This is a genomic window from Rhizobium sp. BK098, from assembly GCF_014193155.1.
GTDB lineage: Bacteria > Pseudomonadota > Alphaproteobacteria > Rhizobiales > Rhizobiaceae > Rhizobium.
In genome coordinates, this window is sequence record NZ_JACHYY010000006.1 from 155,331 (window position 1) to 180,914 (window position 25,584).

General features: G+C 60.3%; 26 protein-coding genes, 1 tRNA gene and 1 pseudogene. 10 read left to right on the top strand and 18 right to left on the bottom strand.

The annotated features are described in order from the left end of the window. Positions 1–12 precede the first annotated feature (12 nt). Positions 13–1,038 (bottom strand): sugar ABC transporter substrate-binding protein, encoded by a 1,026-nt coding sequence (locus FHT73_RS17185; RefSeq protein ID WP_112609448.1) that lies wholly within the window; start codon positions 1,036–1,038, stop codon positions 13–15. A gap of 251 nt (positions 1,039–1,289) precedes the next feature. Here FHT73_RS17185 and FHT73_RS17190 point away from each other — a divergent pair, with 251 nt between their 5' ends. Both FHT73_RS17190 and FHT73_RS17195 read left to right on the top strand, forming a co-directional pair. Further along, entirely contained in the window at positions 1,290–2,537 is a 1,248-nt protein-coding gene (locus FHT73_RS17190; protein ID WP_015338684.1) for an ROK family transcriptional regulator, read from the top strand. After that, complete coding sequence (locus FHT73_RS17195) at positions 2,521–2,955, top strand: RbsD/FucU domain-containing protein (RefSeq protein ID WP_183713232.1); 435 nt, start codon at positions 2,521–2,523, stop codon at positions 2,953–2,955. Before FHT73_RS17190 ends, FHT73_RS17195 begins: the two co-directional genes overlap by 17 nt. A 208-nt stretch (positions 2,956–3,163) precedes the next feature. Here FHT73_RS17195 and FHT73_RS17200 read toward each other — a convergent pair whose 3' ends face one another. From FHT73_RS17200 to FHT73_RS17220, 5 genes are all read right to left on the bottom strand, one after another. Next, positions 3,164–4,201, bottom strand: coding sequence for a 4-hydroxyproline epimerase (locus FHT73_RS17200; protein WP_183713235.1), 1,038 nt, complete (start codon positions 4,199–4,201; stop codon positions 3,164–3,166). 177 nt (positions 4,202–4,378) lie between these two features. Then, positions 4,379–5,683, bottom strand: a complete 1,305-nt coding sequence (locus tag FHT73_RS17205) for an alpha/beta hydrolase (protein WP_112609444.1) — start codon at positions 5,681–5,683, stop codon at positions 4,379–4,381. Positions 5,684–6,234: 551 nt separating this feature from the next. Further along, the gene (locus FHT73_RS17210; protein WP_183713238.1) at positions 6,235–7,116 is read right to left on the bottom strand and encodes an aldo/keto reductase; all 882 of its coding nucleotides are present in this window, start codon (positions 7,114–7,116) and stop codon (positions 6,235–6,237) included. Between the two features lie 196 nt (positions 7,117–7,312). Further along, entirely contained in the window at positions 7,313–7,957 is a 645-nt protein-coding gene (locus FHT73_RS17215) for a TetR family transcriptional regulator (protein WP_183713241.1), read from the bottom strand. Between the two features lie 58 nt (positions 7,958–8,015). Beyond that, positions 8,016–8,663: a methyltransferase domain-containing protein gene (locus tag FHT73_RS17220; RefSeq protein ID WP_183713244.1), complete on the bottom strand. Its 648-nt coding sequence runs from the start codon at positions 8,661–8,663 to the stop codon at positions 8,016–8,018. 215 nt (positions 8,664–8,878) lie between these two features. Here FHT73_RS17220 and FHT73_RS17225 point away from each other — a divergent pair, with 215 nt between their 5' ends. Then, on the top strand, positions 8,879–9,799 hold the full coding sequence (locus FHT73_RS17225) for an oxidoreductase (protein WP_183713247.1): 921 nt from the start codon (positions 8,879–8,881) through the stop codon (positions 9,797–9,799). 73 nt (positions 9,800–9,872) lie between these two features. On the opposite strand, the gene FHT73_RS17230 is transcribed toward FHT73_RS17225, so the two are convergent. Next, on the bottom strand, positions 9,873–10,346 hold the full coding sequence (locus tag FHT73_RS17230) for a BA14K family protein (RefSeq protein ID WP_183713250.1): 474 nt from the start codon (positions 10,344–10,346) through the stop codon (positions 9,873–9,875). 145 nt (positions 10,347–10,491) lie between these two features. Between FHT73_RS17230 and FHT73_RS17235 the strand changes: the two genes are divergently transcribed. Both FHT73_RS17235 and FHT73_RS17240 read left to right on the top strand, forming a co-directional pair. Continuing rightward, complete coding sequence (locus tag FHT73_RS17235; RefSeq protein WP_183713254.1) at positions 10,492–10,941, top strand: MarR family transcriptional regulator; 450 nt, start codon at positions 10,492–10,494, stop codon at positions 10,939–10,941. After that, complete coding sequence (locus tag FHT73_RS17240) at positions 10,938–12,488, top strand: MDR family MFS transporter (RefSeq protein WP_183713257.1); 1,551 nt, start codon at positions 10,938–10,940, stop codon at positions 12,486–12,488. The genes FHT73_RS17235 and FHT73_RS17240 overlap by 4 nt, the downstream gene beginning before the upstream one ends. 113 nt (positions 12,489–12,601) lie before the next feature. Here the strand turns inward: FHT73_RS17240 and FHT73_RS17245 are convergent. From FHT73_RS17245 to FHT73_RS17255, 3 genes are all read right to left on the bottom strand, one after another. Beyond that, a tRNA-Arg gene (locus FHT73_RS17245) sits at positions 12,602–12,678 on the bottom strand. 125 nt (positions 12,679–12,803) lie between these two features. Then, positions 12,804–14,324 (bottom strand): HAMP domain-containing sensor histidine kinase, encoded by a 1,521-nt coding sequence (locus FHT73_RS17250; RefSeq protein WP_183713260.1) that lies wholly within the window; start codon positions 14,322–14,324, stop codon positions 12,804–12,806. A gap of 160 nt (positions 14,325–14,484) precedes the next feature. Beyond that, entirely contained in the window at positions 14,485–16,491 is a 2,007-nt protein-coding gene (locus FHT73_RS17255) for a methyl-accepting chemotaxis protein (RefSeq protein WP_183713263.1), read from the bottom strand. A gap of 430 nt (positions 16,492–16,921) precedes the next feature. Between FHT73_RS17255 and rpmH the strand changes: the two genes are divergently transcribed. From rpmH to yidC, 3 genes are read left to right on the top strand one after another with little or no spacing between them, the layout of a single operon-like run. Further along, positions 16,922–17,056, top strand: coding sequence for a 50S ribosomal protein L34 (gene rpmH / locus FHT73_RS17260; protein ID WP_041677194.1), 135 nt, complete (start codon positions 16,922–16,924; stop codon positions 17,054–17,056). Positions 17,057–17,081: 25 nt separating this feature from the next. Then, the gene (rnpA, locus tag FHT73_RS17265) at positions 17,082–17,483 is read left to right on the top strand and encodes a ribonuclease P protein component (RefSeq protein ID WP_015338668.1); all 402 of its coding nucleotides are present in this window, start codon (positions 17,082–17,084) and stop codon (positions 17,481–17,483) included. Further along, complete coding sequence (yidC, locus tag FHT73_RS17270) at positions 17,483–19,285, top strand: membrane protein insertase YidC (RefSeq protein ID WP_183713266.1); 1,803 nt, start codon at positions 17,483–17,485, stop codon at positions 19,283–19,285. Before rnpA ends, yidC begins: the two co-directional genes overlap by 1 nt. A gap of 89 nt (positions 19,286–19,374) precedes the next feature. On the opposite strand, the gene arsK is transcribed toward yidC, so the two are convergent. The 4 genes from arsK to FHT73_RS17290 are packed head-to-tail and all read right to left on the bottom strand — an operon-like array spanning position 19,375 to position 22,048. Further along, complete coding sequence (arsK, locus tag FHT73_RS17275) at positions 19,375–20,586, bottom strand: arsenite efflux MFS transporter ArsK (protein WP_183713269.1); 1,212 nt, start codon at positions 20,584–20,586, stop codon at positions 19,375–19,377. Continuing rightward, positions 20,543–20,971, bottom strand: coding sequence for an arsenate reductase (glutaredoxin) (gene arsC / locus FHT73_RS17280; protein ID WP_183713272.1), 429 nt, complete (start codon positions 20,969–20,971; stop codon positions 20,543–20,545). The genes arsK and arsC overlap by 44 nt, the downstream gene beginning before the upstream one ends. Beyond that, on the bottom strand, positions 20,968–21,669 hold the full coding sequence (locus FHT73_RS17285; RefSeq protein WP_112609433.1) for an MIP/aquaporin family protein: 702 nt from the start codon (positions 21,667–21,669) through the stop codon (positions 20,968–20,970). The genes arsC and FHT73_RS17285 overlap by 4 nt, the downstream gene beginning before the upstream one ends. A 25-nt stretch (positions 21,670–21,694) precedes the next feature. Continuing rightward, on the bottom strand, positions 21,695–22,048 hold the full coding sequence (locus FHT73_RS17290; protein ID WP_112336642.1) for a metalloregulator ArsR/SmtB family transcription factor: 354 nt from the start codon (positions 22,046–22,048) through the stop codon (positions 21,695–21,697). Between the two features lie 42 nt (positions 22,049–22,090). Between FHT73_RS17290 and FHT73_RS17295 the strand changes: the two are divergent. Further along, positions 22,091–22,603: pseudogene (locus FHT73_RS17295) on the top strand (DUF6428 family protein). Positions 22,604–22,725: 122 nt separating this feature from the next. Next, positions 22,726–23,385 carry a ribosome biogenesis GTP-binding protein YihA/YsxC gene (gene yihA, locus FHT73_RS17300; RefSeq protein ID WP_183713274.1) on the top strand — a complete coding sequence of 220 codons (660 nt, stop codon included), beginning with the start codon at positions 22,726–22,728 and terminating at the stop codon, positions 23,383–23,385. Positions 23,386–23,458: 73 nt separating this feature from the next. Here yihA and FHT73_RS17305 read toward each other — a convergent pair whose 3' ends face one another. The 4 genes from FHT73_RS17305 to FHT73_RS17320 form a co-directional block, all read right to left on the bottom strand. Continuing rightward, a complete protein-coding gene (locus FHT73_RS17305) occupies positions 23,459–24,016 on the bottom strand; it encodes a fasciclin domain-containing protein (RefSeq protein WP_183713277.1) in 558 nt (185 codons plus the stop codon). Between the two features lie 109 nt (positions 24,017–24,125). Next, positions 24,126–24,839, bottom strand: a complete 714-nt coding sequence (locus tag FHT73_RS17310) for an anti-sigma factor (protein WP_112336646.1) — start codon at positions 24,837–24,839, stop codon at positions 24,126–24,128. Further along, entirely contained in the window at positions 24,836–25,375 is a 540-nt protein-coding gene (locus FHT73_RS17315) for a sigma-70 family RNA polymerase sigma factor (protein WP_183713279.1), read from the bottom strand. Before FHT73_RS17315 ends, FHT73_RS17310 begins: the two co-directional genes overlap by 4 nt. After that, on the bottom strand, positions 25,348–25,581 hold the full coding sequence (locus FHT73_RS17320; RefSeq protein ID WP_183713282.1) for a hypothetical protein: 234 nt from the start codon (positions 25,579–25,581) through the stop codon (positions 25,348–25,350). The genes FHT73_RS17315 and FHT73_RS17320 overlap by 28 nt, the downstream gene beginning before the upstream one ends. Positions 25,582–25,584 lie beyond the last annotated feature (3 nt).

Genomic DNA, 25,584 nt, shown 5'->3' on the forward strand with positions numbered 1-25,584 from the left:
TTCGTAAGGGGCTTAGCCCCAGCACTTTGCCGTGCCTTCCTTGGTGTCGATCGACTTCAGGCCGGAAACCGGCTTGTCGGTGACCAGGGAGACGCCGGTGTCGAAGAAGGACTTGCCTTCGGTCGGCTTCGGCTTCTCGCCGCTATCGGCGAACTTCTTGATCGCCTCAACGCCAAGGGCTGCCATCATCAACGGATACTGCTGCGACGTAGCGCCGATCACGCCTTCCTTGACGGATTTGACGCCCGGGCAACCGCCGTCAACCGACACGATCAGAACCTGCTTTTCCAAGCCGACGGCCTTCAGGGCCTGATAGGCGCCGACAGCGGCCGGTTCGTTGATCGTGTGGATGACGTTGATGCTGGAATCCTTCTGCAGGAGGTTTTCCATGGCCTTGCGGCCACCTTCCTCGTTGCCGTTGGTGACATCATGGCCGACGATGCGCGGATCGGTTTCGTCGCCGATCTTGTTCGGATCCTTCGGGTCGATGCCGAAGCCGATCATGAAGCCCTGGTCGCGCAGGACGTCGACGGAAGGCTGCGACGGCGTCAGGTCGAGGAAGCCGATCTTGGCATCCTTGGCCTTGTCGCCCAGCGTCTTGTTGGCCCATTCGCCGATCAGCTTGCCAGCAAGAAGGTTGTCGGTGGCGAAGGTCGCGTCGGCGGCGTCAGCCGGTTCCAGAGGCGTGTCGAGCGCGATGACCAGCAGGCCGGCATCGCGTGCCTTCTTGACGGAGGAAACAATGCCCTTCGTGTCGGAAGCGGTGATCAGAATACCCTTGGCGCCGCTGGCGATGCAGCTTTCGATCGCGGCAACCTGGCTTTCGCTGTCGCCGTCGATCTTGCCGGCATAGGACTTCAGCGTGACGCCGAGTTCCTTGGCCTTGGCGGTGGCGCCTTCCTTCATCTTGACGAAGAAGGGATTGGTATCGGTCTTGGTGATGAGGCAGGCGGATACGCCGGCGGCCTTGGCCGGAGCGGCAAATGCAACGCCGAGCGCCAGGGCGGCAACGGCTGCGGAAATAATGGATTTCTTCATTCAATCCTCCCGATGTTTGAAAAGCCGGACCCTCCGGCTGTCGCGGGTTCGCTTCGAACCCGGTTAAAGATGCGTCAAGCCTGTGGGATTGTTTTCGGTGGACCTCCTCCAAGGCTATGCGCGCATCCTCGACGGTCGATATCAGACCCTAAAGAAATCCGCCTGTCAATAAATAAATCGGATTGAATTATTAATTCGATGTGGCATTCTGGAAAAAAATAGGGCATGGCCATGATGGAAGGAGCAGGCCCATGTCTCTCGTGCATGACCCGGAGGACACACCGACAACACCGGCGATTCTCGACCCCTCTGGGGGCGCGAACCAGCTTGGCGTGCGCGCCCACAACGAACGGCTTGTGCTTTCGCTCGTGCGCCGTCACGGCGCTCTTTCGAAGGCCGATATTGCGCGGCGGAGCGGGCTTTCGGCACAGACGGTGTCCGTCATCATGCGGGAGCTGGAAAAGGACGGGTTGCTGTCCCGCGATGCGCCGGTCCGCGGGCGCGTCGGTCAGCCTTCCACTCCGATGCGGCTCAATCCGGACGCCGTACTCTCCTTTGGCGTCAAGATCGGCCGACGCAGCGCCGACCTCGTGCTGATGGATTTCGTCGGCGGCATCCGGATGCAGCTCCATCAGATCTACCCCTACCCGCTGCCGCAGGACATCATCACCTTCGTCGCGGCCGGCATCAAGGAACTGGAAGGGCGCCTCAGCGAAGAGCAGCGCCGCAAGATCGCGGGAATGGGCGTTGCCGCACCGTTCGAGCTCTGGAATTGGGCCGAGCAGGTGGGCGCGCCGCCGGGAGCGATGGATGCCTGGCGAGGCTTCGATCTAAGAGCCGAAATTGCCTCGCGTGTGTCTTACCCGGTCTTTCTGCAAAACGACGCTACCAGCGCCTGCGGTGCCGAACTGGTCTTCGGGATCGGCCCGCATTATCCGGATTTCGTCTATTTCTTCATAGGCTCGTTCCTCGGCGGCGGCATCGTCCTGAATTCGTCCGTCTTCGTTGGCCGAACGGGCACCGCCGGCGCACTCGGCCCCCTGCCCGTGCGCGGCCGCAACGGCGAGAATCGCCAGCTTCTCGAGATCGCCTCGATCTTCGTGTTGGAAAATCTATTGCGGGATCATGGTTTCGATCCACGCCCTCTTTGGTATTCGGCGGATAATTGGATCGATTTCGGCGAGCCGCTGGAGATCTGGATCCAGGATACGGCCAAGGCACTGGCACAAGCGATCGTTGCCTCCGCCTCCGTTCTTGATTTCAGCGCCGCCGTCATCGATGGCGGCTTTCCCGGCTGGGTGCGAGAACGCGTGGTGCGCGCAACCATCAAGGCAGCGGCGGAACTGGATCTTCAGGGCGTCGTCATGCCCGAGATCATCGAGGGTGCCGTCGGGCCGCAGGCACGCGCCATCGGCGGCGCCAGCCTGCCGATCTTCGCGCGTTACCTCATCGACCAGAACGTTCTTTTCAAGGAGATAGAGCATGCTGAAGGGCATTGACCCACTGTTGAGCCCGGAGCTTCTGGCGACGCTACGCGCCATGGGCCATGGCGACGAGATCGCCCTCGTAGACGGCAATTATCCCGGTCTCGAACATGGACGCCGCCTCATCCGCCTCGACGGCCATGGCGTCATTCGCGTCCTCGATGCCGTGCTGAGCGTGCTGCCGATCGACGATTTCGTGCCGCAGGCGATATTCCGGGCGACCGTCAAGCAGGACCGCGATGCCATCGACCCCGTTCATGCGGAAATGATCGAATGCTGCGCCCGGCATGTGCCCGAGATCAAGGTCGTGCCGTTACTGCCGGCGGAATTCTACGAGCGGGTGCAGCGTGCGCATGCGCTGATACAGACCAGCGAGCCGCGGCTCTATGGGAACATCATTTTGCGCAAGGGTGTGATTTATCCGAAAGCATAAGATTGTGCCAAAGGCCCCTCATCCGGCCTCCGGCCACCTTCTCCCCGCTCGCAGGGAGAAGGGGATGGGCGCACCCGCAGCCTTCCTATCAACCAATTGCCCAAAGTAGCGTGAGAGGTCGTCCCCTCTCCCCGTCAAACGGGGAGAGGGTTAGGGTGAGAGGCAAAACTCTCGAAGAGACAGGTGGGAACTGTTTGCTCGGCCACCCTCAAATATCTCCCGCCGAGGGTCCCCAGACATCCGTCATGGCAAAACCTTCCGCCATCGGGTCGAAGGGATCGAGTGCCACCTGACTCAAGCCGAAGGTGAAGCCGCGGCCGGTAATCGTCGGGATGATAGCCGGCTTTCCGGCAACTTCGGTCTCTGCCTGCAGCCCCACTTCGAACTCCGAACCGATGATCGAGCGGGATTTGAAGACATCTCCGACCTTGGCCTTTCCGCGCGCGTGCAGCGTCGCCAGATTGGCCGAACTGCCGGTGCCGCAGGGCGAGCGGTCGGCGCGGCCGGGCCACATGGTCGTGCAGGTGCGGATGGCGCCATCGGCGTCGATATCGCGGAACATCACATAGGCAACGCCCGAGATGGCCGGGATTTCCGGATGAACTACGGTCATCGCACGGTTGATCGCTTCCTTGATAACCATACCGGCATGGACGAGGGCAGCCGCATTGGCCTTTTCGATCTTCAAGCCGATCTGGCCGACATCGACGAGCGCGTAGAAGATGCCGCCATAGCAGAGATCGAGCTTGATCCTGCCCCATTGCTGCGTGTCGAGCCCGACATCCAGCTCATGCACGAAGGACGGCACCATGGTCAGCCGCACTTTTTCGCAGCGGCCGTCGCGGCAGGTCGCAGTGGCGCGCACGAGGCCGGCGGCGGTATCGAGCGTGACGACCGTTTCCGGCTCCTTCATCTCGACGATGCCGGATTCGAGCAGCGCCGTGGTCACGCAGATAGAGTTCGAGCCGGAGCTTGCATGCGCCTGATCGGGCTGCAGAATGATGAAACCGGCATCGGCCTCAGGGTGCTTGGCCGGCAGCAGCAGGTTCACCGATCCGATCGGCGCGCCGCGCGGCTCCAGCACGAGGAAACGGCGCAGCTCCTGGCCCTTTGGATCCGTGTTCAGCCAATGGAGCTGCTCGGCAATGCTGTTGCCGGGGATCTTCGGCACGCCGCCGATGGCAACCTTGCCGATCTCACCCTCGCAGTGAACGTCCAGCAACTGGATCGTGCGCTTCCATCTCATCTCATCCACTCCAATCACACACGGCAGATCGTGCAGCCGTCGACACCGATACCGGGCCAACGAATTGGCCGGCGCCATCTGACTGCTTGCATCTCTGATATATCAGATGGCGAAACATGACTATCGCGTTTCGCAGCAACGATGAATGCGGCTGCTCCGGATCGGATCATCATAGCATTATTGACGCAATGCTTCGCCGACATTGCTGCCGGTCGCCTCGACGCTATCGCCCAGAGATCCCACCGTATTGCCGGCTGATGCGCCGACGCGACGCCATTGCTCGCCGTAATTCGCCCGCGTCCGAGGATCGAAAATGGCAATCGGAGCGCTGACGGCAGCACCCGCCACGCTGCCGACCGTCTGGGCAGCACCCATGGCAACTGCTCCGACGGCATCGCCGATGCCGACATCGGAGTCCGTGATCGTCTGGCCGGCAATCAACCGCGCACCGATCAGTTTCACCACTTCCGGGCTTTCGGCGAACTTGCCGTGATTGAGACCATCGCCGGTTTTGAGCTTCGTGAGATCGAGCACAGTAATCCCCTGCTTTTCCAGCTCACTGCGATAGGGCTCGGCTGTCGGGTCGATCTGTCCGAGCCGGTCGATATTGCCGGAAATGCGACGTGAGAGTGAAAGCGCGCGATCGTCCCGTGAGACAAATAGCGTGAAATGCGGCTTGTCCTTGCCGAGTGCTGCGAACTGTCTTCCGAAGACATCGACGTCGAGATCGGGCGAGGCCAGGATGACATTCTTGATCTTCGGCGCAACGCGACCGTTACGGATCGCCATCTGTCGCAGCGATTCGACTGCGAGCCAGCTGCCCATCGAATGCGCCATGACGGTGATATCGCCGACGGCCGGATCAGCGGCGACGCGGCGCAGCAATTCCTCGAGCGAGTCACGGGAATAGTTCGTGCTTTCCTTGTCATAGGCATAGTCGAAGATGCTGGCACGCGACGGCCAGGTAAACACGATCGGTGCGACGTCGGCATGCGAATCGTGAACGATCTGCGCAAAGCGGTAGACGGCATCCTCATAGCGGTTGTTGAACCCATGCACGAAGATCAGCACCCGTTTGTTTTTGGGCAATTCCGCATGCACCCAGGCTCGCCCATCCGCCTCCGTCGCCAAAGGCTTGACGGCGGTGGTGACGAAATTTTTCAGCGGATCGCCTGGCAAGCGGCTCGGCCACTGCACCTGGCCGACCTTGCGATTGGCCTCTGGCGGAATAGAGACGCTGACGGCATCCACCTTGAGCCCCGGCCCGCGCTCACCCGAAAACAGGATCGCCGGATCTTTGTCCGGCAGCCGTGTCGTCGCGACGAGGAGATCGACCTTGGATGTGCCAGGCACGTTTTCACTGATGGGCTGCATAACCCCGATAGGGCGGCCGCAAGCGGCGAGCGACAATGTCGCAACCACGGCCATAGTTCGGAGAAACAGCTTTCCCCACCGGCCCGAACCCGCCATGCGCTGCATCATGCAACCCTTCCTCAATGCCGTAACGTCGCGCCACTCTACGCATGCATGTCCACGGCGCAAGCTGCTCCCGCGGTTCTTTGGCTCATGACGCAATGCTAATTCGCGACAGCATTGCAAAGGCGCAACGCAATCGTCCAACACCGCTAACTGATGATCTGGCTGAAAATAAAAAAAGAGCCCGACGCGGGAGGAGGATGCATCGGGCTCTTGATCCGGATTGGCAACTGGGAGGAGGAGGAGTGTTGCCAATCATTGAAGGAGCGCTGGGAGGAGGAGTGCGCTGCCTTCGAGGGATTAGATATAACGCCTGCGACAGCATGAACAGATCGGCTTTCGCAATGCAGCAATGCATACAGCGCATTGCTTTCTTTGCAGATGCCGGAAATATCGCATAATACGGGCATTTTAGGGCTTGCCAGCGCCTATTTTGCAGTCGTTATTGACCCAAATCCTAGGATTCACATGATCGTGATCGGCGTTTCTGCATGGGAAAGAGCCTTCGCCGACGCTTGTCCGGTCAGCAACCGCCCACCGGACAAACGAATTTCGACTTATGCAGCCTTGAAGGCCTTTTTGCCTTCCGCGTCCAATGCTGCAAACTCCTCGTCGGAGAGGGCGATGTTCACGGCGGCGATGTTTTCCTCGAGATGCTTGACCTTGCCCGTTCCGGGGATCGGCAGCATCACAGGGCTGCGCTTCAGCACCCATGCAAGCGCGATCTGGCTCGGAGCGGCATCGTGCTTTTTCGCGATAGTATCGAGCAGCGAGCCTTCCTTGGCGAGATCACCGGCGGCAAGCGGAAACCACGGGATGAAGCCGATGCCGTGCTTTTCGCAATAGTCGAGTACATCTTCGCTGGTACGATCGACCAGATTGTAGCGGTTCTGCACCGTCACCACCTTGAAATGCTTCGAAGCCGCCTCGATGTCGGCAACCGAGACTTCGCTCAAGCCCGCATGACGGATGATGCCGTCGCTCTGCAGCGACTTCACGGCATCGAACTGCTCGGCCGCCGGCACCTTGGAATCGATGCGATGCAACTGCCAGAGATCGATGCGATCGACGCCGAGATTACGCAGGCTTTTGTGCGCCTGCTGGATCAGATATTCGGGGCGACCCACCGGCACCCAGACATTCGGTCCGGTTCGAGTAAGACCACCCTTGGTCGCTACCACAAGACCATGGCCATAGGGATGGAGCGCTTCCTTGATAAGACGTTCGGAAACGTCCGGGCCATAGGAATCGGCGGTATCGATGAAATTGATGCCAAGTTCCGGAAGGCGCCTCAGCGTGCGGACGGCTTCGTCACGGTCCTCTGGCTCACCCCATATACCGGCACCGGTAATGCGCATGGCACCGAAACCGAGACGATGAACGGGGAGATCACCGCCGATCTTGAACTGGCCGGACTTGGCTGCGTCGAGTTCTGACATGATTATAGTCCCTTTTGCTGATCTGAAATGTATCTGGCATGAGCGGCATCCGGGAGGGATGCCGAGATTTTAAGGGCAAATCTGGGTTTCGCGAGGGAGAATGCGGTCGCGACCCGGTACTAGATGGGTCTGCATCGCGGCATATGCAATGCGTCGAGGCCGATCAGGCGGCTTCCCCTGCTCTAATCTCGCGCCGTCATATGTGCCGCTGCGCCTGCTTCCCGAGATCGGCAAGCGCGGCCCAAAGCTCGTCGAACAGATTGCGGGCGAACTGCTCTACCGAGATATCCTGTGGAGATCGCATCCATCGCTCGCTGCCGATGCGCAGCATCGTCACGACGGCGGCCGCAAGCATGCCAAAGCGGAGACGCTCCTCCTCGCCGCCGCTGCCACGGGCAGACAGCGCGTCCGCGAGCTTCTTCTCCAGCTTGGCATATTTCAGTTGATCGCGAGCCTGAAGCGTCGGCGTATTGTGAATGAGGGCGGCCAGAGCAAGGCTTTGCGGATCTGCTACCGCCGTACGAAGGGCAGAATTGACGGCCGCCTCGATGACTTCGACGACCGAAGCATCCTCGGGCTGCGCGGCAACCGCACCGATCAGCTCGCGGGCAAAACCATCCTGCCAGGCAGCAACGACCTCTTCCTTACTGGGGAAGTAATCGAAGAAACTGCGCTTGGAAACATCGGCCGCTTCGGTGATGTCTTCAATCGTGGTAGCGTCAAAGCCGCGCTCGAGGAAAAGCTTCAGGGCGGCGGCTTGGATGCGTTCGCGGGTTTGACGGCGCTTGCGCTCGCGCCGGCCTTCCTTTACCGCGCTATCGACATCCGGCTTTTTTGCCATCCGCTACCCCCCGGCACTCGCTTCGGCCGCCCCAAATCGACCTTGCCGGCATCCGCTCCTAGGCGCCGATTCCGGCTTTCCCTCCGGTGCTACGATATTTGGCGCCGATGATCGAGAGCTCCAGAGGATTTTGCCGCGATATCCTGTAAACGCAGGCCGGCGGAATGTTGCGCACTGTGCCGCCGATGCGCTTTGCAGTGAGACCAAGGCTTTCAAGGATAGCTTTCTGCACGGGACAGCGCGGGCCGTAGGTGAACTGATAGAAAGCCCCGCCCGGCTTCATCGTTTCAAAAGCGCCGCCAACAATGGCCGCGACCTTCGAGGGCGGCATGGAGAGTAGCGGCAGGCCGCTGATGACAGCACCGAAAGGCGCGTCATCGAAAAGACCGCATTGGCCGAGCTTGGCGGCATCCATATGCACGACCCTTGCCGCCGGAAAACGCTCACGCAGACGGACGGCAAACTCCTCGCCGAATTCGACGAGCGTCAGCGCGCTCTCGGGAATGCCTCGCTCCAGCAGCGCCCGGGTGAATACGCCGGTGCCTGGACCGAGCTCAAGGATCGGACCATCGACCGGCCCGATCTCCTGAGTCATCAGCCTTGCCAGCCGCTCGCCCGAGGGCGCGACCGCCGCAACGCGCATCGGATTGCTCACCCAGGAGCGGAAGAACTGCACAAAATCAGCGCACGAGGTCTTTGTCGTCATTCCGCAAATCCAATCTTCGGCCATAAGGCATGATGAGTGCCGAACAGCATGGCAATTCAAAGGCATGCCGCGCCATCCGGCTGCTGAAAGTCCCTGATACGCAAGTGTTGTCGCGCATTTTTCGCTTCTATATTTTCATTCAATGCAAACTTGCATTTAGTATATGAATTACCAGATACAACGGGCAATGCCAAATCACTTCACAGGAGCCCGCAATGCCAGACTGGACAGTGAAAGATATTCCGCCGCAGACAGGTCGTATCGCAGTCGTTACCGGCGCCAACAGCGGTATCGGCTACGAGGCGGCAAAGGCTCTGGCAGCGGCCGGCGCCAAGGTCGTCATAGCCTCCCGCAACGAGGCTAGGGCCCAAGAGGCGATCGCCAAGATCCGTGCAGCAACACCGGGAGCAGACGTGACCTTCGAGGCACTCGATCTAGCCAGCCTTGATTCCGTCGCGCGCACGGCGACCCGCATCGCCGATAGGGTGCCGCATATCGACCTGCTCATCAACAATGCCGGCGTCATGGCCATTCCGGACCGGCACGAGACCGAAGATGGTTTCGAGATGCAGATGGGCGCCAATTATATCGGCCATTTCGCCTGGACGATGCGGCTGTTGCCGAAGGTTTCAGCGGCCGAAAATCCGCGCGTGGTCACGGTCAGCAGCCTGGCGCATCGCAGCGGCAGGATCAATTTCGACGATCTGCAGTGGCGCAAGCGCTATCGGCCCTGGCCCGCCTATTGCCAATCGAAGCTGGCAACGCTGCTCTTCAGCCTGGAGCTCGATCGCATTGCACGCGCTGAAGGCTGGAAGCTTAAGAGCATTGCCGCCCACCCGGGCTATGCCGTCACCGGACTTCAGACGACAGGACCTCGCATGGGCAGAGACCGGCCAAGCCTGTTTGAACTTACCATGAAGTGGATGGAGCCGCTTGCTTCGCAATCGGCAGCAGCCGGCGCCCTGCCGACGCTCTTCGCCGCTACCGCGCCGGAGGCGGAAGGCGGCGCCATGTATGGCCCGAACGGTTTCTATGAACTCAAAGGTCCGCCGGTGCGTGCCAAGATTGCCGCTCACGCCCATGATCAGGCGATCTGGCGACGGCTGTGGGACATTTCCGAGCAAATGACCGGTTGAAGGCACCCCTTCCCGCGACAGTCTGAAAGAAATCCCCTCAGCGGAACGGAGAGGGATTTCGATCTGTTTCACATTACGGGCTGACGCACTGGCGCCGCGGACCGTTGGTCGGCTGATAGGTATTGTCCGACGCACGATAGCTCTTGTAGCGGCTTGCACACCAGCGGACATGCGCGCCGCCGCGCGGAGGCTGTGATACGGCCCCGCCGATGATTGCTCCGGCTGTGAATGCAGCCATCGGATACCACCAGCCGTCATGACGCCGATAGCCGGGGCGATGATAGCGATAGCCGCGGTGGCCGTGCCAGTAGCCGGGGCGATGATGCGGACGGTAGTGCGGACGATAATGGGGGCGATGCCGCCCGCGATAGTGCCTGTTGTGATGACGGTACTGAACTTCCGTCAGGCCGGCGAGCTGCTCACCCGTGTGCTGGATGGCCGGCTGGGTCAGCGGCTGGATTGGGGCGGCTGCCACCGGATCGAAAGACGTAACGGCAAGCAGGGCACTCAAGGTAGTTACCGTTACGGTTGTCAGAAATCGTTTCACAGCTCTTCTCCTCCCGTCGAGTCGTAACACTGATGAACAACGCGCAATGATTGAAAATCTTTCACAATATTATTGCTTGCGCAAGTACATGCCACGCGATAGGCATATAGATAGGAAGCCTATCTATCTATCAGTGAGAGACGTAATGGGTAAAGCCGACCGCCGTCAGGGCCGCGAGGACGCCTACGCGCTGGCCGAGGCTTTGCGCCCTGCACTCCATCGACTCTATCGACAATTGCGGCGCGAGAGCGACGAGGCCGACTTGTCGCCGCTGCATGCCCCGCTACTCGTCGCCATCATCCAACAGCCAGGCATCGGCGTTGCCGAACTAGCTCGGCTGGAGAGACTGAGAGGACCGACGATTTCAGGCCATGTGAAGGCGATGGAGCGGGATGGCCTCATTGCCCGCTCGGAACCGGACCCGAGCGACCGTCGCCGCAATGGCCTGGTGGCGACCGAGAAAGGTGAGGAAATCATCCGCAGCCTGAAACGACGGAGAACCGACTGGCTCGCCTCAGAACTCGCCAAACTGTCGCCGCAGCAGCGCGACGCCATTCGCGCCGCCATCGAACCGCTCATGGAGATCGGGCAATGAATGCGACTCTTCCGGATAGTGCCACGCCATTGGCTTCGGCAGCAGACGTCCCGCCCGATCGCCGCGAGATCCGCGCCGTCATCCTCGGGTTGATGATCGTTCTCGGCCTCGGCGCCATTGACCAGAGCATCGTTGCGACGGCGCTGCCACGCATCGTCAGCGATCTCGGGGGCCTGACGCATCTCTCCTGGGTGGTCAGCGCCTATGTGCTCGCCTCGACCAGCACCATGCCGCTCTACGGCAAGCTCAGCGACCAATATGGCCGCAAGCCGATGATCTATGCGGCAATCCTCATCTTTCTTCTCGGCTCGGTGCTGAGCGGCATGGCGCAGACGCTGATGCAGCTCATCATCTTCCGAGCGATCCAGGGGATCGGCGCAGGCGGATTGCTGCCGCTGGCGCAGATCATCATCGGCGACATCGTGCCGCCGGCGAGACGCGGGCGCAATCAAGGCTCGATCGCGGCCGTCTTCGCCGTCTGCAGCGTCATCGGCCCGATCGCCGGCGGGGTCATCACCGATCTCCTGTCATGGCACTGGATCTTCTACGTCAACCTGCCGATCGGCGCCGTTGCGCTCGTCATGATCGGCCGTGCACTCAAGCGCCCGCATCAGGCGCGCAGCCGCCGCATCGACTATCTCGGCGCGGCGCTGCTGACGAGCTGTACGACGAGCTTCCTGCTGGTGCTCGCGCTCGGCGGCAATGAATGGGCCTGGAACTCGCCCGAGATTTTCGGGCTTTCTGCGCTTGCACTCGTTCTCTTCGTCTTTTTCATCCTGCATATCCGGCGTGAGCCTGAGCCGGTGCTGCCGCCCGATCTCTTCCGCAACCGGCTCTTCGTCGTCGCCTGCATCGTGCTCGCCCTCACCTTCATGGGCATGCTGGGAGCAAGCCTCTTCTTTCCGCTGTTCTTCCAGATGGTCATGGGGGTCAGCGCCTCGCATTCCGGCCTGCTCACCGGCCCACTGATGATCGGCGTCGTCATCTCCTCCATGGTCAACGGGCGTGTGCTGCTGCATCGCTTCGGGCGCTACAAGCCGGCGCAGCTCTGCGGCCTGAGCCTCGCAACCGTCGCCTTTGCCGTGCTCGCCTGGGCTGCCGCCACCGGCCAGGGCTTGTGGATCATCGAGCCGACGGTCTTTGCGCTCGGCCTCGGCCTTGGCCTCGTCATGCCCACAATGACCATCGCGGTACAGAATGCCCTCTCCCCGGTCCATCGTGGCGTGGGGACGGCGACGCTCGCCTTCTTCCGCTCGCTCGGCGGCCTCATCGGCGTCACCGGCTCGGGGGCCCTTCTCGCCTATCGCGTACAGAATGCCGGCGGCGTCCTCCACGCGATGCATGGTTCCTCACTGACCGAAGCCGGTATGAAGCAGCTCGCCACCGCCTCTCCCGAGGCGCATGACGCGGCGATAGCGCTCTATCGTCACGCTATCGCCATGACCTTCGCGACGGGCACGGCGATCGTAGCATCGGCGCTGATCGTGCTGTTGTTCTTGCCGGAATTGCCGCTGGCGACGGATCACAAGCCGGGGGCCACGCAATGAAACTGAATCGGCGTGAAGAACAGTCAGAATGCGCATGCGCCGGACATCGAATATCTCGAAGACGCAGTACGTCCACACCTGATAGATATAAAACTCAAATCTTTATGAAGAAATGGCGCACCCGAAGAGATTCGAACTCCTGACCCCCAGATTCGTAGTCTGGTGCTCTATCCAGCTGAGCTACGGGTGCGTGGCCGAAACGGAAGAAACCGTTGGCGTGGGCGGTTCTCTAAAGCGTCCCTTGAGGGAATGCAAGTGGATTTCTGAAAAAGATCGCAATTTTCGTGCATAGCGACGTCAAACAACTGAAAACAATCAGTTTTCTTGCAGGCTTCTGCTGCGGTAATCATCGAGGGATACCGGGCGGTCGGGAATTTCGATGCGGAACTGCGTGCCGGCCGCCGGTTTTTCGACGAGCGCAATCGTGCCGCCATGGGCAAGGACGAGTTCACGGGCGATCGCGAGGCCAAGGCCGGTGCCACCCGAGCGCGCCGAACCGCGAAAGGCCGTAAACAGGTTCTCCCTCGCCTTTTGCGGCATGCCCGGCCCGGTATCGTCGACGGTGATGCTGACGACGCTGCCGATCCGATGCGCCGAAACCGTGATTCGCCTCACGCTATCGGGTTCCGCTTCGCCGAAAGCGATCAGCGCCTGATAGGCATTTCGGCAGAGATTATGAATGACGCGGAAAAGCTGCTCGCTGTCGGCATCGACCTCCAGATCCGGGCTGAGCTGCACGATGAACTCGATGCCGCTGTCCGGATCGATCGCCAGGATATCACGCACCTCTTCAATAAGTTCGAATATGTGAATCTTGCGCCGGCGTGGGGCCGATTCGGAGGTCTGGCCAAAGGAGAGAACCTCGGTCGTGTAGCCGACGGCGCGATCGATGGTGCGCAACAGCTTCGGAGCAAAGCGCTTGACCATCGGGTCGTCGACATCGACCAGACGATCCGACATCAGCTGCGCGGCCGAGAGGATATTGCGCATGTCGTGATTGATCTTCGACACGGCGAGGCCCAGCGCTGCCAGGTTCTTCTGCTGCTTCAGGGTCTTCTGCAGTTGCGACTGCATGGAGGCGAGATGGCGGCCGGCCACGGCAAGCTCGTCGCCTCCTCTCTCGGGAACTAGGATGCGGCCTGGATCCTCCGGATCGTCCGAATAGGCCTGCATGCTGTCCGTCAGGCGGCGGATGGGGCGGATCATCATGCGGTTGATCGCAAAGAAGATCAGCGTTGCGGTGAACAGCGAGATGAGAATGGAGACGAAGAAGACGCTGGTCGAATAGGCAAGCATCGCATTGCGCAGCCGGGTATCCTTCAGCACCACCTCGATGCCCGTATTGGCATCGCCGCCAACCGGACCGAACACGCGGATGATGCGATTGCCACCGAAGAGCAGCGTATCGAGCGCATCCTTGATGGCGGTGAGCTGGGACACGTCGCTGAGATCATACTTCTCATCGACGGCGGCCGGCATCTCGGCTGTAGCCAGCAGGCGCGACGTGCCGTCCTTGCGCAGAACGATGGCCCGCGTGCCCGTCGCCATCAGCGTCTCCTTTTGCAGAGCACGCGGCAGTTCAGCCGGCTGCAGACCGTCGATGACGATGGCAGCGGCAGCGGCGGTGTTCAGCCGATCCTGCAGCCACCGCAGCCGCATATTGGCGACCGAAGGGACGAAAATCAGCACTTCCGCCATCGAAATGAAAACGACAGTGAGGATGAGGAGCTTGCCGGAAAGGCCGCCGAAAATACCTGTGGGACGACAAAGCTGGGACAGGCGGCCTTTCTCGACCTTGCCGTCCTTTACGGCATCCTTGTCCTGCCCACTGTCCATTTCACTTGTCCCGCTTCGCTTAAAAAGCGATCTGATGCGACCTGATCGAAACTAGATAATAGGCGATTGTGGAGCTTTTTCCAATCGGCTCGGGATTTTGACAGAAGGCGAAAGCCGGCAGCGACGCTCGGGCGCTGCAGCCGGCCTCATATCTGACGGATCAGAACTCTTCCCAGCCTGGCGCCGCTGCGGCCGGAGCAAGCGCCCCGCCGCCAAAGGCGGTCGCGACCCTGTCGATCATGCGTCGGGCCGGCGATGCGGCCGGGCGATGCGTCTCGGCGCGTGCTGTAACGGGAGCGGAAACATTGGCTGCGTCCACCTTGAAGCGCGAGACGAGCTGGACAAGGCCATCCGCTTCGGCCGCCAGCCGATGGGTCGCGGCCGAAGTCTCCTCGACCATGGCGGCATTGCGCTGAGTGACCTCATCCATCTGATTGACGGCCTTGTTCACCTCCGACAGGCCCGTTGCCTGTTCGCGTGCCGCTGTCGCTATCGAGTGAATGTGATCGTTGATCTTCAGCACGCGGGCTTCGATGGAGGACAGCGCCTCACCGGTTGCCTGCACGAGCTTGACGCCAACCTGCACCTCGCCGCCGGACTTGCCGATCAGCGCCTTGATATCCTTCGCCGCGGTGGCGGAGCGCTGAGCGAGCTCACGCACTTCCTGGGCAACGACGGCAAAGCCCTTGCCCGCATCGCCGGCGCGTGCGGCCTCTACGCCGGCATTGAGCGCCAGTAGATTGGTCTGGAAGGCGATGTCGTCGATCACACCGATGATCTGGCTGATCTCGCGCGATGCCTGCTCGATGCGTCCCATGGCGTCGATCGCGTTACGAACCACCGTGCCGGAGCGAGCCGCGTCGTCCTTGGCTTCGCTCACCATGACGCTCGCCTCGCGCGCCCGTTCCGTCGAATTCTGAACGACGGAGGTGATCTCGTCGAGCGCTGCCGAGGTCTCTTCCAGAGCAGCCGCCTGCTGTTCCGTGCGCTTGGAAAGGTCGTCGCTGGCGTGACGGAGCTCGTTGGTATTGGAATTAATCGAGCCTGTGGTCTCACGCACTTCGCTCATGGTGCTCTTCAGCGTCTCGAATGTCGCGTTGACGTTCTGCTGCAGTTCGGCGAAGGCGCCCTGGAAATTGCCCTTCATTGCCTGGGTCAGATCCCCGTCAGCCAGGCTCGCGATGACGCGGCGGACCTCGCCGATACCCGTGTCGACGCTCACAAGCAACTCGTTCACATTGCCGGCGAAACGATTGAGGTTGACGTCGCCATAGTCCTTCTCGATGCGGTGGCTGAAATCGCCGGCCGCGGCGGCAGAGACTGCGAGAGACATGCTCGACTGAAGCTCGTCGCTTTTTGCGCGCAACGCCGCCTCCTCGGCATTCATGCGGCGCACGGCCTTGCCGTTTTCCTTGAAGACGTCGACGGCCGCCGCCATCTCGCCGATTTCGTCCTTCCGGCCGGCAAATGGCACCTCGATATCGAAATGGCCGTTGGCGACATTCTTTATCGCATCGGTCACCTTGCGGATCGGACGGCTCAGATGGACTGTTCCGATATAGGCGCCAAGGCCGACGCCCGCCGCAATACCGGCAGTCATGATTCCGAGGACGACCCACAGGACGCTGCTATGAAAGGCTGCGATCTCAGTCTCTGCCTTTGCAAGCTCGGCCTTGTCGGTCTGGACGATCGCATCGATCTCAGCCTGAAAAGCCTTGCGATTGGCGCGGTTCGCTTCATTGTTGCCCTGCTTGCCGGCGGCATCCGGGCCATCGGTCACGCCGAGCCTGGCCGTTTCCGTGCGAAAGGCGCGAAACTCCTGGGCACGGGCCTGCAGCTTGGTGAATTCCGGCTGCTGCATCTCCGGCACCAGGGGCGCCCAGCTTGCAAGCACCTTGTCGATCTCGTCGAGATCGACCATCAGCCCATCGGCAAAGGGTTTGGAATCCTTTGCAGCAGCGGCGGCATAAATGCCCCGCGCTTCCATCACGACCGCGGTCACGTAACGATTCAGGCGCTCGCCCATGTAAGCGCGGCTCGCCGTCTGCTCGTAGCTCTGTAATTTCTGGTCATATTGATGCAACGCATAGAGCGCAGTGACGCCGATCATAAGCGCCGCCCCGGCCATGACAGATACAAGCAGATTGATTTTGCCGCGAATTTTCACAATACCCCTCCGGCGCAGATCCCATCCCCCATAAATCGATGGGTTTTACCGCACAAAGCTAGATATCGGCTAAAATCATTAATGTTATATTGAGTTATCTTTAATCCAAGCGCCCGACATTCTTCACTATACTATCCGTATATTTTAGAAGTTATGCAATTTATATTCAAGGTTGCGCGTACTCCTCGGGAGCAGCAGCCAGACGGCAATCAGCCGCCGCCGATCGCGCGAAATTGCCTGTCTTAAAATTGCCTGTCTTAAAGGAATCTGCACCCATATAATTGACTTCCGGAGGCTTGATCCGTATAAGCCCGCGCACGTCCGGTCATGGAGCCTGCATTTGCGGGCCAAGTCCGTTCGCCATAATCAACAACGCTCCTTGCTGTAAAGCAAAACTCAAGAAGGGCCGCACTCCGCGGTGTTTAAATAAATGAAGCGTACCTACCAACCATCCAAGCTTGTCCGCAAGCGTCGCCACGGCTTCCGTGCGCGCATGGCCACCAAGGGCGGCCGTGCGGTTCTTTCCGCTCGCCGTAACCGCGGCCGCAAGCGTCTTTCGGCCTAAGGGCCGAAGTGCCCGATAATCCAGGATGGCGGGCAAATTGACGAATGAACGACCAAAAAAGACTGTCGGGCGGCTGAAAAGCCGGCCGCAGTTTCTTGCAGTCCGCGAAGGCGAGAAGCGCAGAGGCAGCTTCTTCCTCATCGAAATGCTGGACCGCAAGACCGCCGACGCCGAACCCCGCGTCGGCTTTACCGTTACCAAAAAACATGGCAACGCGGTGGAGCGCAACCGCATGCGGCGCAGGCTGAAAGAAGCCGTGCGGCTTCACGCCGGATTTGCAATGCAGCCCGGACACGACTATGTGGTTGTCGCGCGACGCGAGGTGCTGACCGCGCCTTTCGAAAAACTGGCGAGCGAACTCGTAAGCCGCATCGAAACCAGGCCGAAACACCGGCGGTCGGAAAAGGACCGCTCCAGGAAAGTATGATGGAAAACAACCGCAATTACTTCATTGCAATTGCACTGTCTGTGCTGATTGTTCTCGGCTGGCAGTTTTTCTATATGAACCCACGCCTCGAGGCGCAGCGTCAGGCCGAGCAGGCCGCCAAGCAGCACCAGCAGGCGCAGCAAGCCCAGACGACGCAGTCGCCCGCAACGGGTGCCGCCGTGAACGGTTCGCTGCCCGCAGGTGGTCAAACGGCGCCGACGGTTCTCACCCTCGAGCAGTCCGTCGCCAAGACCGCTTCGTCGCGCGTCACCATCGACACACCCGCGCTTGCCGGCTCCATCAATCTGGAAGGTGCGCGCTTCGACGACCTCCAGCTCAAGGCCTACCACGAGACCGTCAGCAAGAGCAGCCCGATCATCACGCTCTTCAGCCCGGCCGACACCAAGGACGGCTATTTCACAGAACTCGGCTATGTCGGCAGCGACGCGACGGGCGCAGTCCCCGGCCCCTCGACCATGTGGAAGCTTACCAGCGGCGACAAGCTGACCGACAAGACGCCGGTGACGCTCTCCTACACCAATGACAAGGGCATCACCTTCAGCCGCACGATCTCCGTCGACGATCGCTATATGTTCACGATCACAGACAAGATCGCCAACGCCAGCCAGGCTCCAGTTTCTCTGTCGAGCTACGGCCGCGTCACGCGCTACAACAAGCCCGAGACGCCTTCCGCCTACGTCCTGCATGAAGGTTTTATCGGCGTCATCGGCGATGACGGTTTGATCGAAACCAAATACGCCTCGACCGAAAAGGAAGCCACGACGCCCGCGAAGGCGACCGGCGGCTGGCTCGGCATGACGGATAAGTACTGGGCTGCGACCATCGTGCCGCCGCAGTCGACGGCCTATGACGCCCGCTTCTCGCATTTTTCCGATGGCACTCCGCGCTATCAGGCCGATTACAAGCAGGATGCGGTCACCATCGCTCCCGGCCAGTCGCAGGATCTGAAGAACCTGGTCTTCGCCGGCGCCAAGGAAGTCCCGGTCATCGACCGCTATGAGACCAGCTACTCGATCCCGCGCTTCGACCGCCTGATCGACTGGGGCTGGTTCTATTTCATCACCAAGCCGATGTTCAAGCTGATGGATTTCTTCTTCCGCTACTTCGGCAATTTCGGCGTCGCCATCCTCTGCACCACCATCGTCGTCAAGGCGCTCTTCTTCCCGCTCGCCAGCCGGCAATATGCCTCCATGGCGAATATGAAGCGCGTGCAGCCGAAGATGGAGGAGCTGAAGGCAAAGTTCGGCGACGACCGCATGGCCCTGCAGCAGGCGACCATGCAGCTCTACAAGGAAGAGAAAATCAATCCGATCGCGGGCTGCTGGCCAGTGCTTCTGCAGATCCCGATCTTCTTCTCGCTCTATAAGGTGATCTACATCACCATCGAGATGCGCCATGCGCCGTTCTTCGGCTGGATCCAGGACCTTTCGGCCCCGGATCCGACCTCGATCGTCAACCTCTTCGGCCTGCTGCCGTTTGCGGCTCCGACCTTCCTGCATCTCGGCGTTTGGCCGCTGATCATGGGTGTCACCATGTTCTTCCAGATGCGCATGAACCCGACGCCGCCGGACCCGACCCAGGCGATGATCTTCAACTGGATGCCGCTGGTATTCATGTTCATGCTGGCGAGCTTCCCGGCCGGTCTCGTGATCTACTGGGCCTGGAACAATACCCTCTCGGTCATCCAGCAGTCGATCATCATGAAGCGCCATGGCGTGAAGGTGGAGCTCTTCGACAATCTGAAGGGCCTCTTCAAACGAAAACCGGCGCCATCGAAATGACGACAAAAGCCCTGCTTCGGTGGGGCTTTTTCTTTTGTGGCGACAGGTGCCATCGGCGAACTCCGGCACCGATGTGCCGCCAATAACGGTCATCGCAATGCTGCGATGGAAGATAGAGCAGCGATTGAAAGCCCACCCAGAGCGGCCGCGATGGCGAGTGACGGCGTGATACCGATATTCTGCATCGCGAAGGCCAGGACGAACGGGGCGAGAGCTGAAAGGATCAGCCGTGCCGCCATCATCTTCCCCTGTAGCTTTCCGTAGCCATCGCTGCCGAAAAGATGCAGAGGCAGCGTGCCGGTGACGATGCTGAGGAGGCCGTTGCCCATGCCGAAGATCATCGCGAAGGCCATGGCGCCGGGTACGGAGGGGGCAGAAAGCAGAAGCACCAGCACTCCGCCCGGGATCAGCATCGAGGCGATCACGGCCAGATGGAGTGCGGGCAGGTTCTTGCCGAACACCATGTTGATGAGGCGGCTGCCGACCTGCGACGGGCCGAAGAATGTCCCTACAAGAGCGGCGGTCGCGCCGAGACCGAGACCAGACAACAGTGGCACCAGATGCACCAGAATGGCCGAACTGACGAGCGACATCAGCGAAAAACCCATAACCATGACCGCAAAGCCAAGGCGGCGGCGGGCAGGTGGCAACACCCCCTCGACGCGCGCGGCGACAGTCGACGCCTTCGCGCCCTGCGTGGATCCCTGACGCGACAACCATGCGTGGATTGGCAGGCAGATACAGAGGTTGAGGGCGGCGAAAACCAGATAGACGTTCTGCCAGGCGAGATGCGCATGGAGTGCCGTGGTTGTCGGCCAGAAGATTGTCGAGGCGAACCCGGCAATCAGCGTCAGATAGGTGATGCTGCGGGAAGCGACCTGTGGTCGGACTTGCACAAGCAGCGCAAAGGCCGCGCCATACTGGACCAGATTGGCGGAAACCTCGATCGCAATGAGTGCGACGACGTAGACCGCCTTGTTAGGCGCTAGGGCACAAGCGGCCAGAGCTGCGGCCGCCACGAAGGAGCCGATCGTCATCACCCGTGCGGCACCGATCCTGTCGAACAGCACACCCAGCCACGGCGCGGTAAGGCCGCCTGCCAGAAGCGCGACCGACAGTGCGCCAAAGACCCATTCGCTCGACCATGCGAACTGCATGGCCATATCGGGCGCAAGTATGCTGAAACTGTAATAGAGGGTGCCGTAACCGATGATTTGTGTAACGCCGAGCGCAAACACGGCATGAAGCGGCACGCGTTCAGACAAGGCGCTTGCCGTCGGCGTCGAGAACCTGCTCGCCATCTTCCTTGGTGAACGGGCCTTTATGCGTATCGGGCAGGATATCCAGGACGACTTCCGAAGGACGAGCCAAACGCGTGCCCATGGGCGTGACGACGAACGGCCGGTTGATCAGGATCGGATCCTTCAGCATAGCATCTAGCAACTGGGCATCGGTCAGGTCTGGATTGTCGAGGCCGAGCTCGGCATACGGCGTGCCCTTTTCGCGAATCGCCTGCCTGATGGTCAAACCCGCATCGGCAATCATCTTGATGAGATCATCGCGGCTCGGCGGATTGCTCAGATATTCGATGACGGTCGGCTCGATGCCGGCATTGCGGATCAATGCCAGCGTGTTGCGCGAGGTGCCGCAGTCGGGATTGTGATAGATCGTAACATCCATGGTCATGGGACGGTTTCCGTTTCAGCGAGAGTTTGAGGATTGTGGGCATCTATCAGCAGCCAGTTCGCAAGCGTCAGTGCCAGCAATGCGCCGAGGATTTCCGCGACGATAAAACCCGGCAGATCGACAGGACGGATGCCGGCGAAGGTGTTCGTCAGCGAGCGGGCGATTGCGACAGCCGGATTGGCGAAAGAGGTAGAAGCGGTAAACCAGTATGCAGCCGTGATGTAGAGGCCGACCAGCCATGATACGGCGTCGGCGCGAAACCGCAGGCCGGAGAGGATGACGAAGACGAGGCCGAAGGTGGCCGTCACCTCGGCCAGCCATTGCGCGCCACCACTGCGGATGGTTGTCGAGGCCTGTAGCAACGGCAGTTCGAACATGGCATGCGCGAGGATCGTCCCCGCAATTCCGCCAAGGATCTGCGCGACGACATAGCCCAAAGCCGACATCGCGGTCAGCTCGCGGCGTATCGCAAAGACGAGCGATACCACCGGGTTGAAGTGAGCGCCGGATATCGGACCGAGGACGATGATCAACACGGCGAGGATCGCGCCCGTGGGCAGCGTATTGGCGAGCAGCGCAAGCGCCGCATCGCTCGTCAGCCTGTCCGCCATGATACCCGAACCGACGACTGTCGCGACCAGAAGGCCCGTGCCTAGAGCCTCCGAGACAAGGCGGCGCGAAAGCGGAAAAGATGTCATGGTTTCGGTCCCCGGCTCAGCATATTCATGGAACGTTTCTCACAGCCGGCGCACAGCAGGCGGCGACTTGCGCCGCCGGCGCGCAGACCTCCGGATGCCCCGCGCAGCAGTCTTCCATCAAGAAGCGGACAAGGCCTCCGAGCACATCGTAATTGGCGGTGTAGACGATGGAGCGGGATTCCCGCTGCTGGCCGATGAGGCCGGCTCGATCCAGTTCTTTCAGATGGAACGAAACATTCGAGGGCGATACTTCGAGCTTCTCTGCAATCATGCCCGCAGCCATCCCATCAGGACCGGCAACGACGAGCATGCGGACGATCTGCAGGCGGGTCTCTTGAGAGAGTGCGCCGAACGAAGCGAGGGCTTGACCTTCATCCATATTTCAATAATCCTTGAACTATTGAAATATGGAGTACATCAAATGAATGCGATCGACAAGACCCGGTCTTCGGATATCAACCTCGGCCTTTTGCTTGAGACTCTGGCCGTTGCCGGCGATCTGCCCCTTGTATTCCGCTATGACGGTCGGCCGGTGAGGCCGGGCTATCACGTCACAGAAGTTAAGGCCGGGCAGTTTTCAGCATTGGACTGCGGGGCCAACCCGGAAGCATAGGCTGAGATTTTCGTGCAGCTTTGGGATATCGATGAAGGCAACCGCACGCATATGCCGGCGGGTAAATTCGCCGCTATCATCCGCAAAGTTTCCGAGCACGTGCAGCTCGACGGCTCCGCGAGGCTGACCTTTGAGGTGAGCGACGGGGTGCAGCCGATGCAGCTCTACGGCGCATCAACTCCTGTTATCGGCGACGATGCCATCTATATCGAGCTCATTGCCCGCGCAGCCAGCTGCAAACCACGTGACCGGTGGCTGGCAGAACAGACCCAAGCGGCAATCTGCTGTGGATCAGCGAATGCTGCCAAGTGCTGTGGCTAGTCATTACCGGCTCCTTGGCCGACACCGAAGCTCGGCAGCACGAAGCCAAATGCCGATCCAAACTTGACTTTCGCGGACAAAAGCTTGAAGCCAATCCACGGAACCAAGCAAAGATCGAGAGAATGGCAGACCAGACGACAAAAGACGACAAGCCGCTTTTCGGGCGTCCGTGGATTTTCATTCGCGGCGTGCCGTCGATGAAATTTCTGCCGCCGGAAGGGCCGCCGGAAATCGCCTTTGCCGGCCGCTCCAACGTCGGCAAGTCTTCGCTGATCAATGCTCTGGTCGGGCATAAGGGACTGGCGCGCACGTCGAATACGCCAGGACGCACACAGGAGCTCAACTATTTCGTTCCCGACGGCTTTTCCGGCGAGGCTGGCGATCTGCCGCCGATGGCTCTGGTTGACATGCCCGGCTACGGCTATGCCGAAGCACCGAAGGATCAGGTCGATGCCTGGACGAAGCTGGTCTTCGACTATCTGCGCGGGCGCACGACGCTGAAGCGCGTCTATGTGTTGATCGACAGCCGCCACGGTATCAAGAAGAACGATGCGGAGGTTCTGGACCTTCTCGACAAGGCCGCCGTTTCCTATCAGATCGTGCTGACCAAGACCGACAAGATCAAGGAGGCGGGCATACCGAAGCTGCTCGCTGATACCGCCGAAAAAATCCGCAAGCGCCCGGCCGCCTATCCCGGAATTCTTGCGACGTCTTCGGAAAAGGGCGTTGGCCTTCAGGAATTGCGCGAAGCCATTGGCCTGACAGTCGGCATCCAGGTTTGAAGACCGCATCGATACAATGAGGCCGCCGCCCCTGACCTCGTATCAGGAGACGACGGCCTGTTGCCGATGAGGATCACATCTTCGGCAACAACACCTTGTCGACGACATGGATTACGCCATTCGACTGCTTGACGTCGGCGATTGTGATGTGAGCGGTGCCGCCCGCTTCATCGGCGAGCGTCAGCTTGCCGCCCTTGGCCATAGCCCTGATCGTGCAGCCGCCGACAGTCTTCAGATCGTATTCGCCGCCCTTGCTCATTGCCCATTTCTGGATGGCCGCCGCCATGTCATCACCAGTCACGACATGGCAGGTCAGGATTTTGACCAGCTTCTCCTTGTTCTCCGGCTTCAGCAACGTCTCGACGGTGCCGGCCGGCAGCTGCTTGAACGCTTCATTCGTCGGTGCGAAGACGGTGAACGGGCCTTTGCCTTCAAGCGTATCAACGAGACCGGCCGCCTTCACGGCAGCGACCAGGGTCGTGTGGTCCTTGGAGTTCACGGCATTCTGGATGATGTTTTTGCTGGCATACATCGCAGCACCACCGACCATCGGGTCCTTGGCATAGGCAAGGCTGCTCGCAGCGGATAACATTGCGGCTGCGGCAGCAATGCGAAATACGGTCTTGATCATAACGTCTCCTCTTCCTCTCTATTGCCCCGATCGGGCGGGGTCGGAAGAAGATACGGAGCGGGCTTTCAAACAGTTTCAGCTTGGATCGCTTTTTGCGAGCAGAAATTCGTCAGGGCAAATGGATCGTGCCGGAAGCGACCACATCGCCCGTCGGCTTGCCCGTCGGCGAACCGCCAAAGGGCTCGACGCTGACGGCGATGATTGCGCCCTCCGTCAATTTACTGTGAAGCTCCGGCGGGAGGACGATTTCACCATCGCCGCCCTGCGGCAGAACGCCAAGCGCTTCGGCCGGATCGCTGCCACGAATCAGCCAGAGCTCCAGCGACTTTTCTTCCGGTTTGCCTGCAGCCACCGGCGTCACCTTCAAACGCCCATTGGCAACGTCATAATTGGCGAGGAGCGTGATCGGGCTATTCTGACCGGAAAGCGATGCCGTCAATTGCTTGCCCGATGTTCCGCGCAGGGCACCTTCATTGGTTATGGCAAAGACGAGAACGCCGGCCGCCAAGAATAGCGAACCGAAGGCCATCGAGCGCCAGACCAAAAGGGAGTTCCAGAGCTGGGCACCGAATGCCACGTCACCGAAAATCCGCTTCTCGATCTTCGGATAGACCGAAGAAGAGGGCGTCACCGTTTCATATTCCTCATTGAATTCCGAGAGGTTCTGTTCCCAGCGGCTGACGATGGCAGCAAACTGGCGATCGCTGCGCATCCGGCGCTCGACCTTCTGCCGGTCCTCCAGGGAGAGCACGCCAAGCACATATTCTCCGGCCAGGACTTCGTCGCGGGAGCGGCCTCCCTTGCTTTGATCGGGCGTACTCATCGGTCCATGCACTCTCTCAGTCTGATCAGGCTTCGACGCAGCCAGGTGCGCATCGTGTTCAATGGTACAGCGTGTTGGTCGGCGAGCTCCTGATAGCTCAAGCCCTCGACATAGGCGCTGCGGACAGCCCGCGCGCGATCAGCTTCCAACTCTTCCATGCACCTGTCAATCCGCCTTCCCTCCCCCTTCACGATTGCTTGCTCTTCGGGGCCGGGTTCCAGGTCGGCGAGATCGTAGGCGCTATCTATTTCATCGGCTACCGGCTTGCGGGCACGCACGAAATCGATGGCTCGATTGCGCGCTATTGCCGTCAGCCAGGGCATCGCGGGCCCTTCCGCAACAGCAAATTGTTCGGCTCGCTGCCAGACCTTGATATAGACCTCCTGCAAAACCTCTTCCGCATCTGTCTTGTTGCCGACGATACGCAGGCAAACACCGAGAAGTTTCGGGCTGGTACGCTTGTAGAGCGCGGCAAAGGCTTTCTGATCGCGCATGGCGACGCGGCCGATCAGCGCTTCCGTCTCCTCATTCGCCATCCAAATCCCCGGGGTACAACGCCTGCACCATCTTTAGAAGAAAACATCACTTCGGCAAATGCGTCTGCACCATCAATTTCGGCGACGCTGATGTGACATAGCGTCAACGAAAGCACAGCGCGATCTTTCAGATAGGCATTCGCGTTCAGGTAATTGATTTTATGTATGTCATCGCCGCAAAACCGCTGCGCACTTTCGCGCGACATGTT

Coding starts and splice junctions, on each gene's coding strand:
- rnpA (WP_015338668.1), top strand. CDS start 17,082: ATGGCGGGCAAATTGACGAATGAACGACCAAAAAAGACTGTCGGGCGG.
- FHT73_RS17205 (WP_112609444.1), bottom strand. CDS start 5,683: ATGATGCAGCGCATGGCGGGTTCGGGCCGGTGGGGAAAGCTGTTTCTC.
- FHT73_RS17305 (WP_183713277.1), bottom strand. CDS start 24,016: ATGATCAAGACCGTATTTCGCATTGCTGCCGCAGCCGCAATGTTATCC.
- FHT73_RS17225 (WP_183713247.1), top strand. CDS start 8,879: ATGCCAGACTGGACAGTGAAAGATATTCCGCCGCAGACAGGTCGTATC.
- rpmH (WP_041677194.1), top strand. CDS start 16,922: ATGAAGCGTACCTACCAACCATCCAAGCTTGTCCGCAAGCGTCGCCAC.
- FHT73_RS17190 (WP_015338684.1), top strand. CDS start 1,290: ATGTCTCTCGTGCATGACCCGGAGGACACACCGACAACACCGGCGATT.
- FHT73_RS17185 (WP_112609448.1), bottom strand. CDS start 1,038: ATGAAGAAATCCATTATTTCCGCAGCCGTTGCCGCCCTGGCGCTCGGC.
- FHT73_RS17320 (WP_183713282.1), bottom strand. CDS start 25,581: ATGTCGCGCGAAAGTGCGCAGCGGTTTTGCGGCGATGACATACATAAA.
- yidC (WP_183713266.1), top strand. CDS start 17,483: ATGGAAAACAACCGCAATTACTTCATTGCAATTGCACTGTCTGTGCTG.
- FHT73_RS17310 (WP_112336646.1), bottom strand. CDS start 24,839: ATGAGTACGCCCGATCAAAGCAAGGGAGGCCGCTCCCGCGACGAAGTC.
- FHT73_RS17240 (WP_183713257.1), top strand. CDS start 10,938: ATGAATGCGACTCTTCCGGATAGTGCCACGCCATTGGCTTCGGCAGCA.
- FHT73_RS17195 (WP_183713232.1), top strand. CDS start 2,521: ATGCTGAAGGGCATTGACCCACTGTTGAGCCCGGAGCTTCTGGCGACG.
- FHT73_RS17315 (WP_183713279.1), bottom strand. CDS start 25,375: ATGGCGAATGAGGAGACGGAAGCGCTGATCGGCCGCGTCGCCATGCGC.
- yihA (WP_183713274.1), top strand. CDS start 22,726: ATGGCAGACCAGACGACAAAAGACGACAAGCCGCTTTTCGGGCGTCCG.
- FHT73_RS17285 (WP_112609433.1), bottom strand. CDS start 21,669: ATGACATCTTTTCCGCTTTCGCGCCGCCTTGTCTCGGAGGCTCTAGGC.
- FHT73_RS17200 (WP_183713235.1), bottom strand. CDS start 4,201: ATGAGATGGAAGCGCACGATCCAGTTGCTGGACGTTCACTGCGAGGGT.
- arsC (WP_183713272.1), bottom strand. CDS start 20,971: ATGACCATGGATGTTACGATCTATCACAATCCCGACTGCGGCACCTCG.
- FHT73_RS17235 (WP_183713254.1), top strand. CDS start 10,492: ATGGGTAAAGCCGACCGCCGTCAGGGCCGCGAGGACGCCTACGCGCTG.
- FHT73_RS17220 (WP_183713244.1), bottom strand. CDS start 8,663: ATGACGACAAAGACCTCGTGCGCTGATTTTGTGCAGTTCTTCCGCTCC.
- FHT73_RS17210 (WP_183713238.1), bottom strand. CDS start 7,116: ATGTCAGAACTCGACGCAGCCAAGTCCGGCCAGTTCAAGATCGGCGGT.
- arsK (WP_183713269.1), bottom strand. CDS start 20,586: ATGGCGAGCAGGTTCTCGACGCCGACGGCAAGCGCCTTGTCTGAACGC.
- FHT73_RS17250 (WP_183713260.1), bottom strand. CDS start 14,324: ATGGACAGTGGGCAGGACAAGGATGCCGTAAAGGACGGCAAGGTCGAG.
- FHT73_RS17215 (WP_183713241.1), bottom strand. CDS start 7,957: ATGGCAAAAAAGCCGGATGTCGATAGCGCGGTAAAGGAAGGCCGGCGC.
- FHT73_RS17290 (WP_112336642.1), bottom strand. CDS start 22,048: ATGGATGAAGGTCAAGCCCTCGCTTCGTTCGGCGCACTCTCTCAAGAG.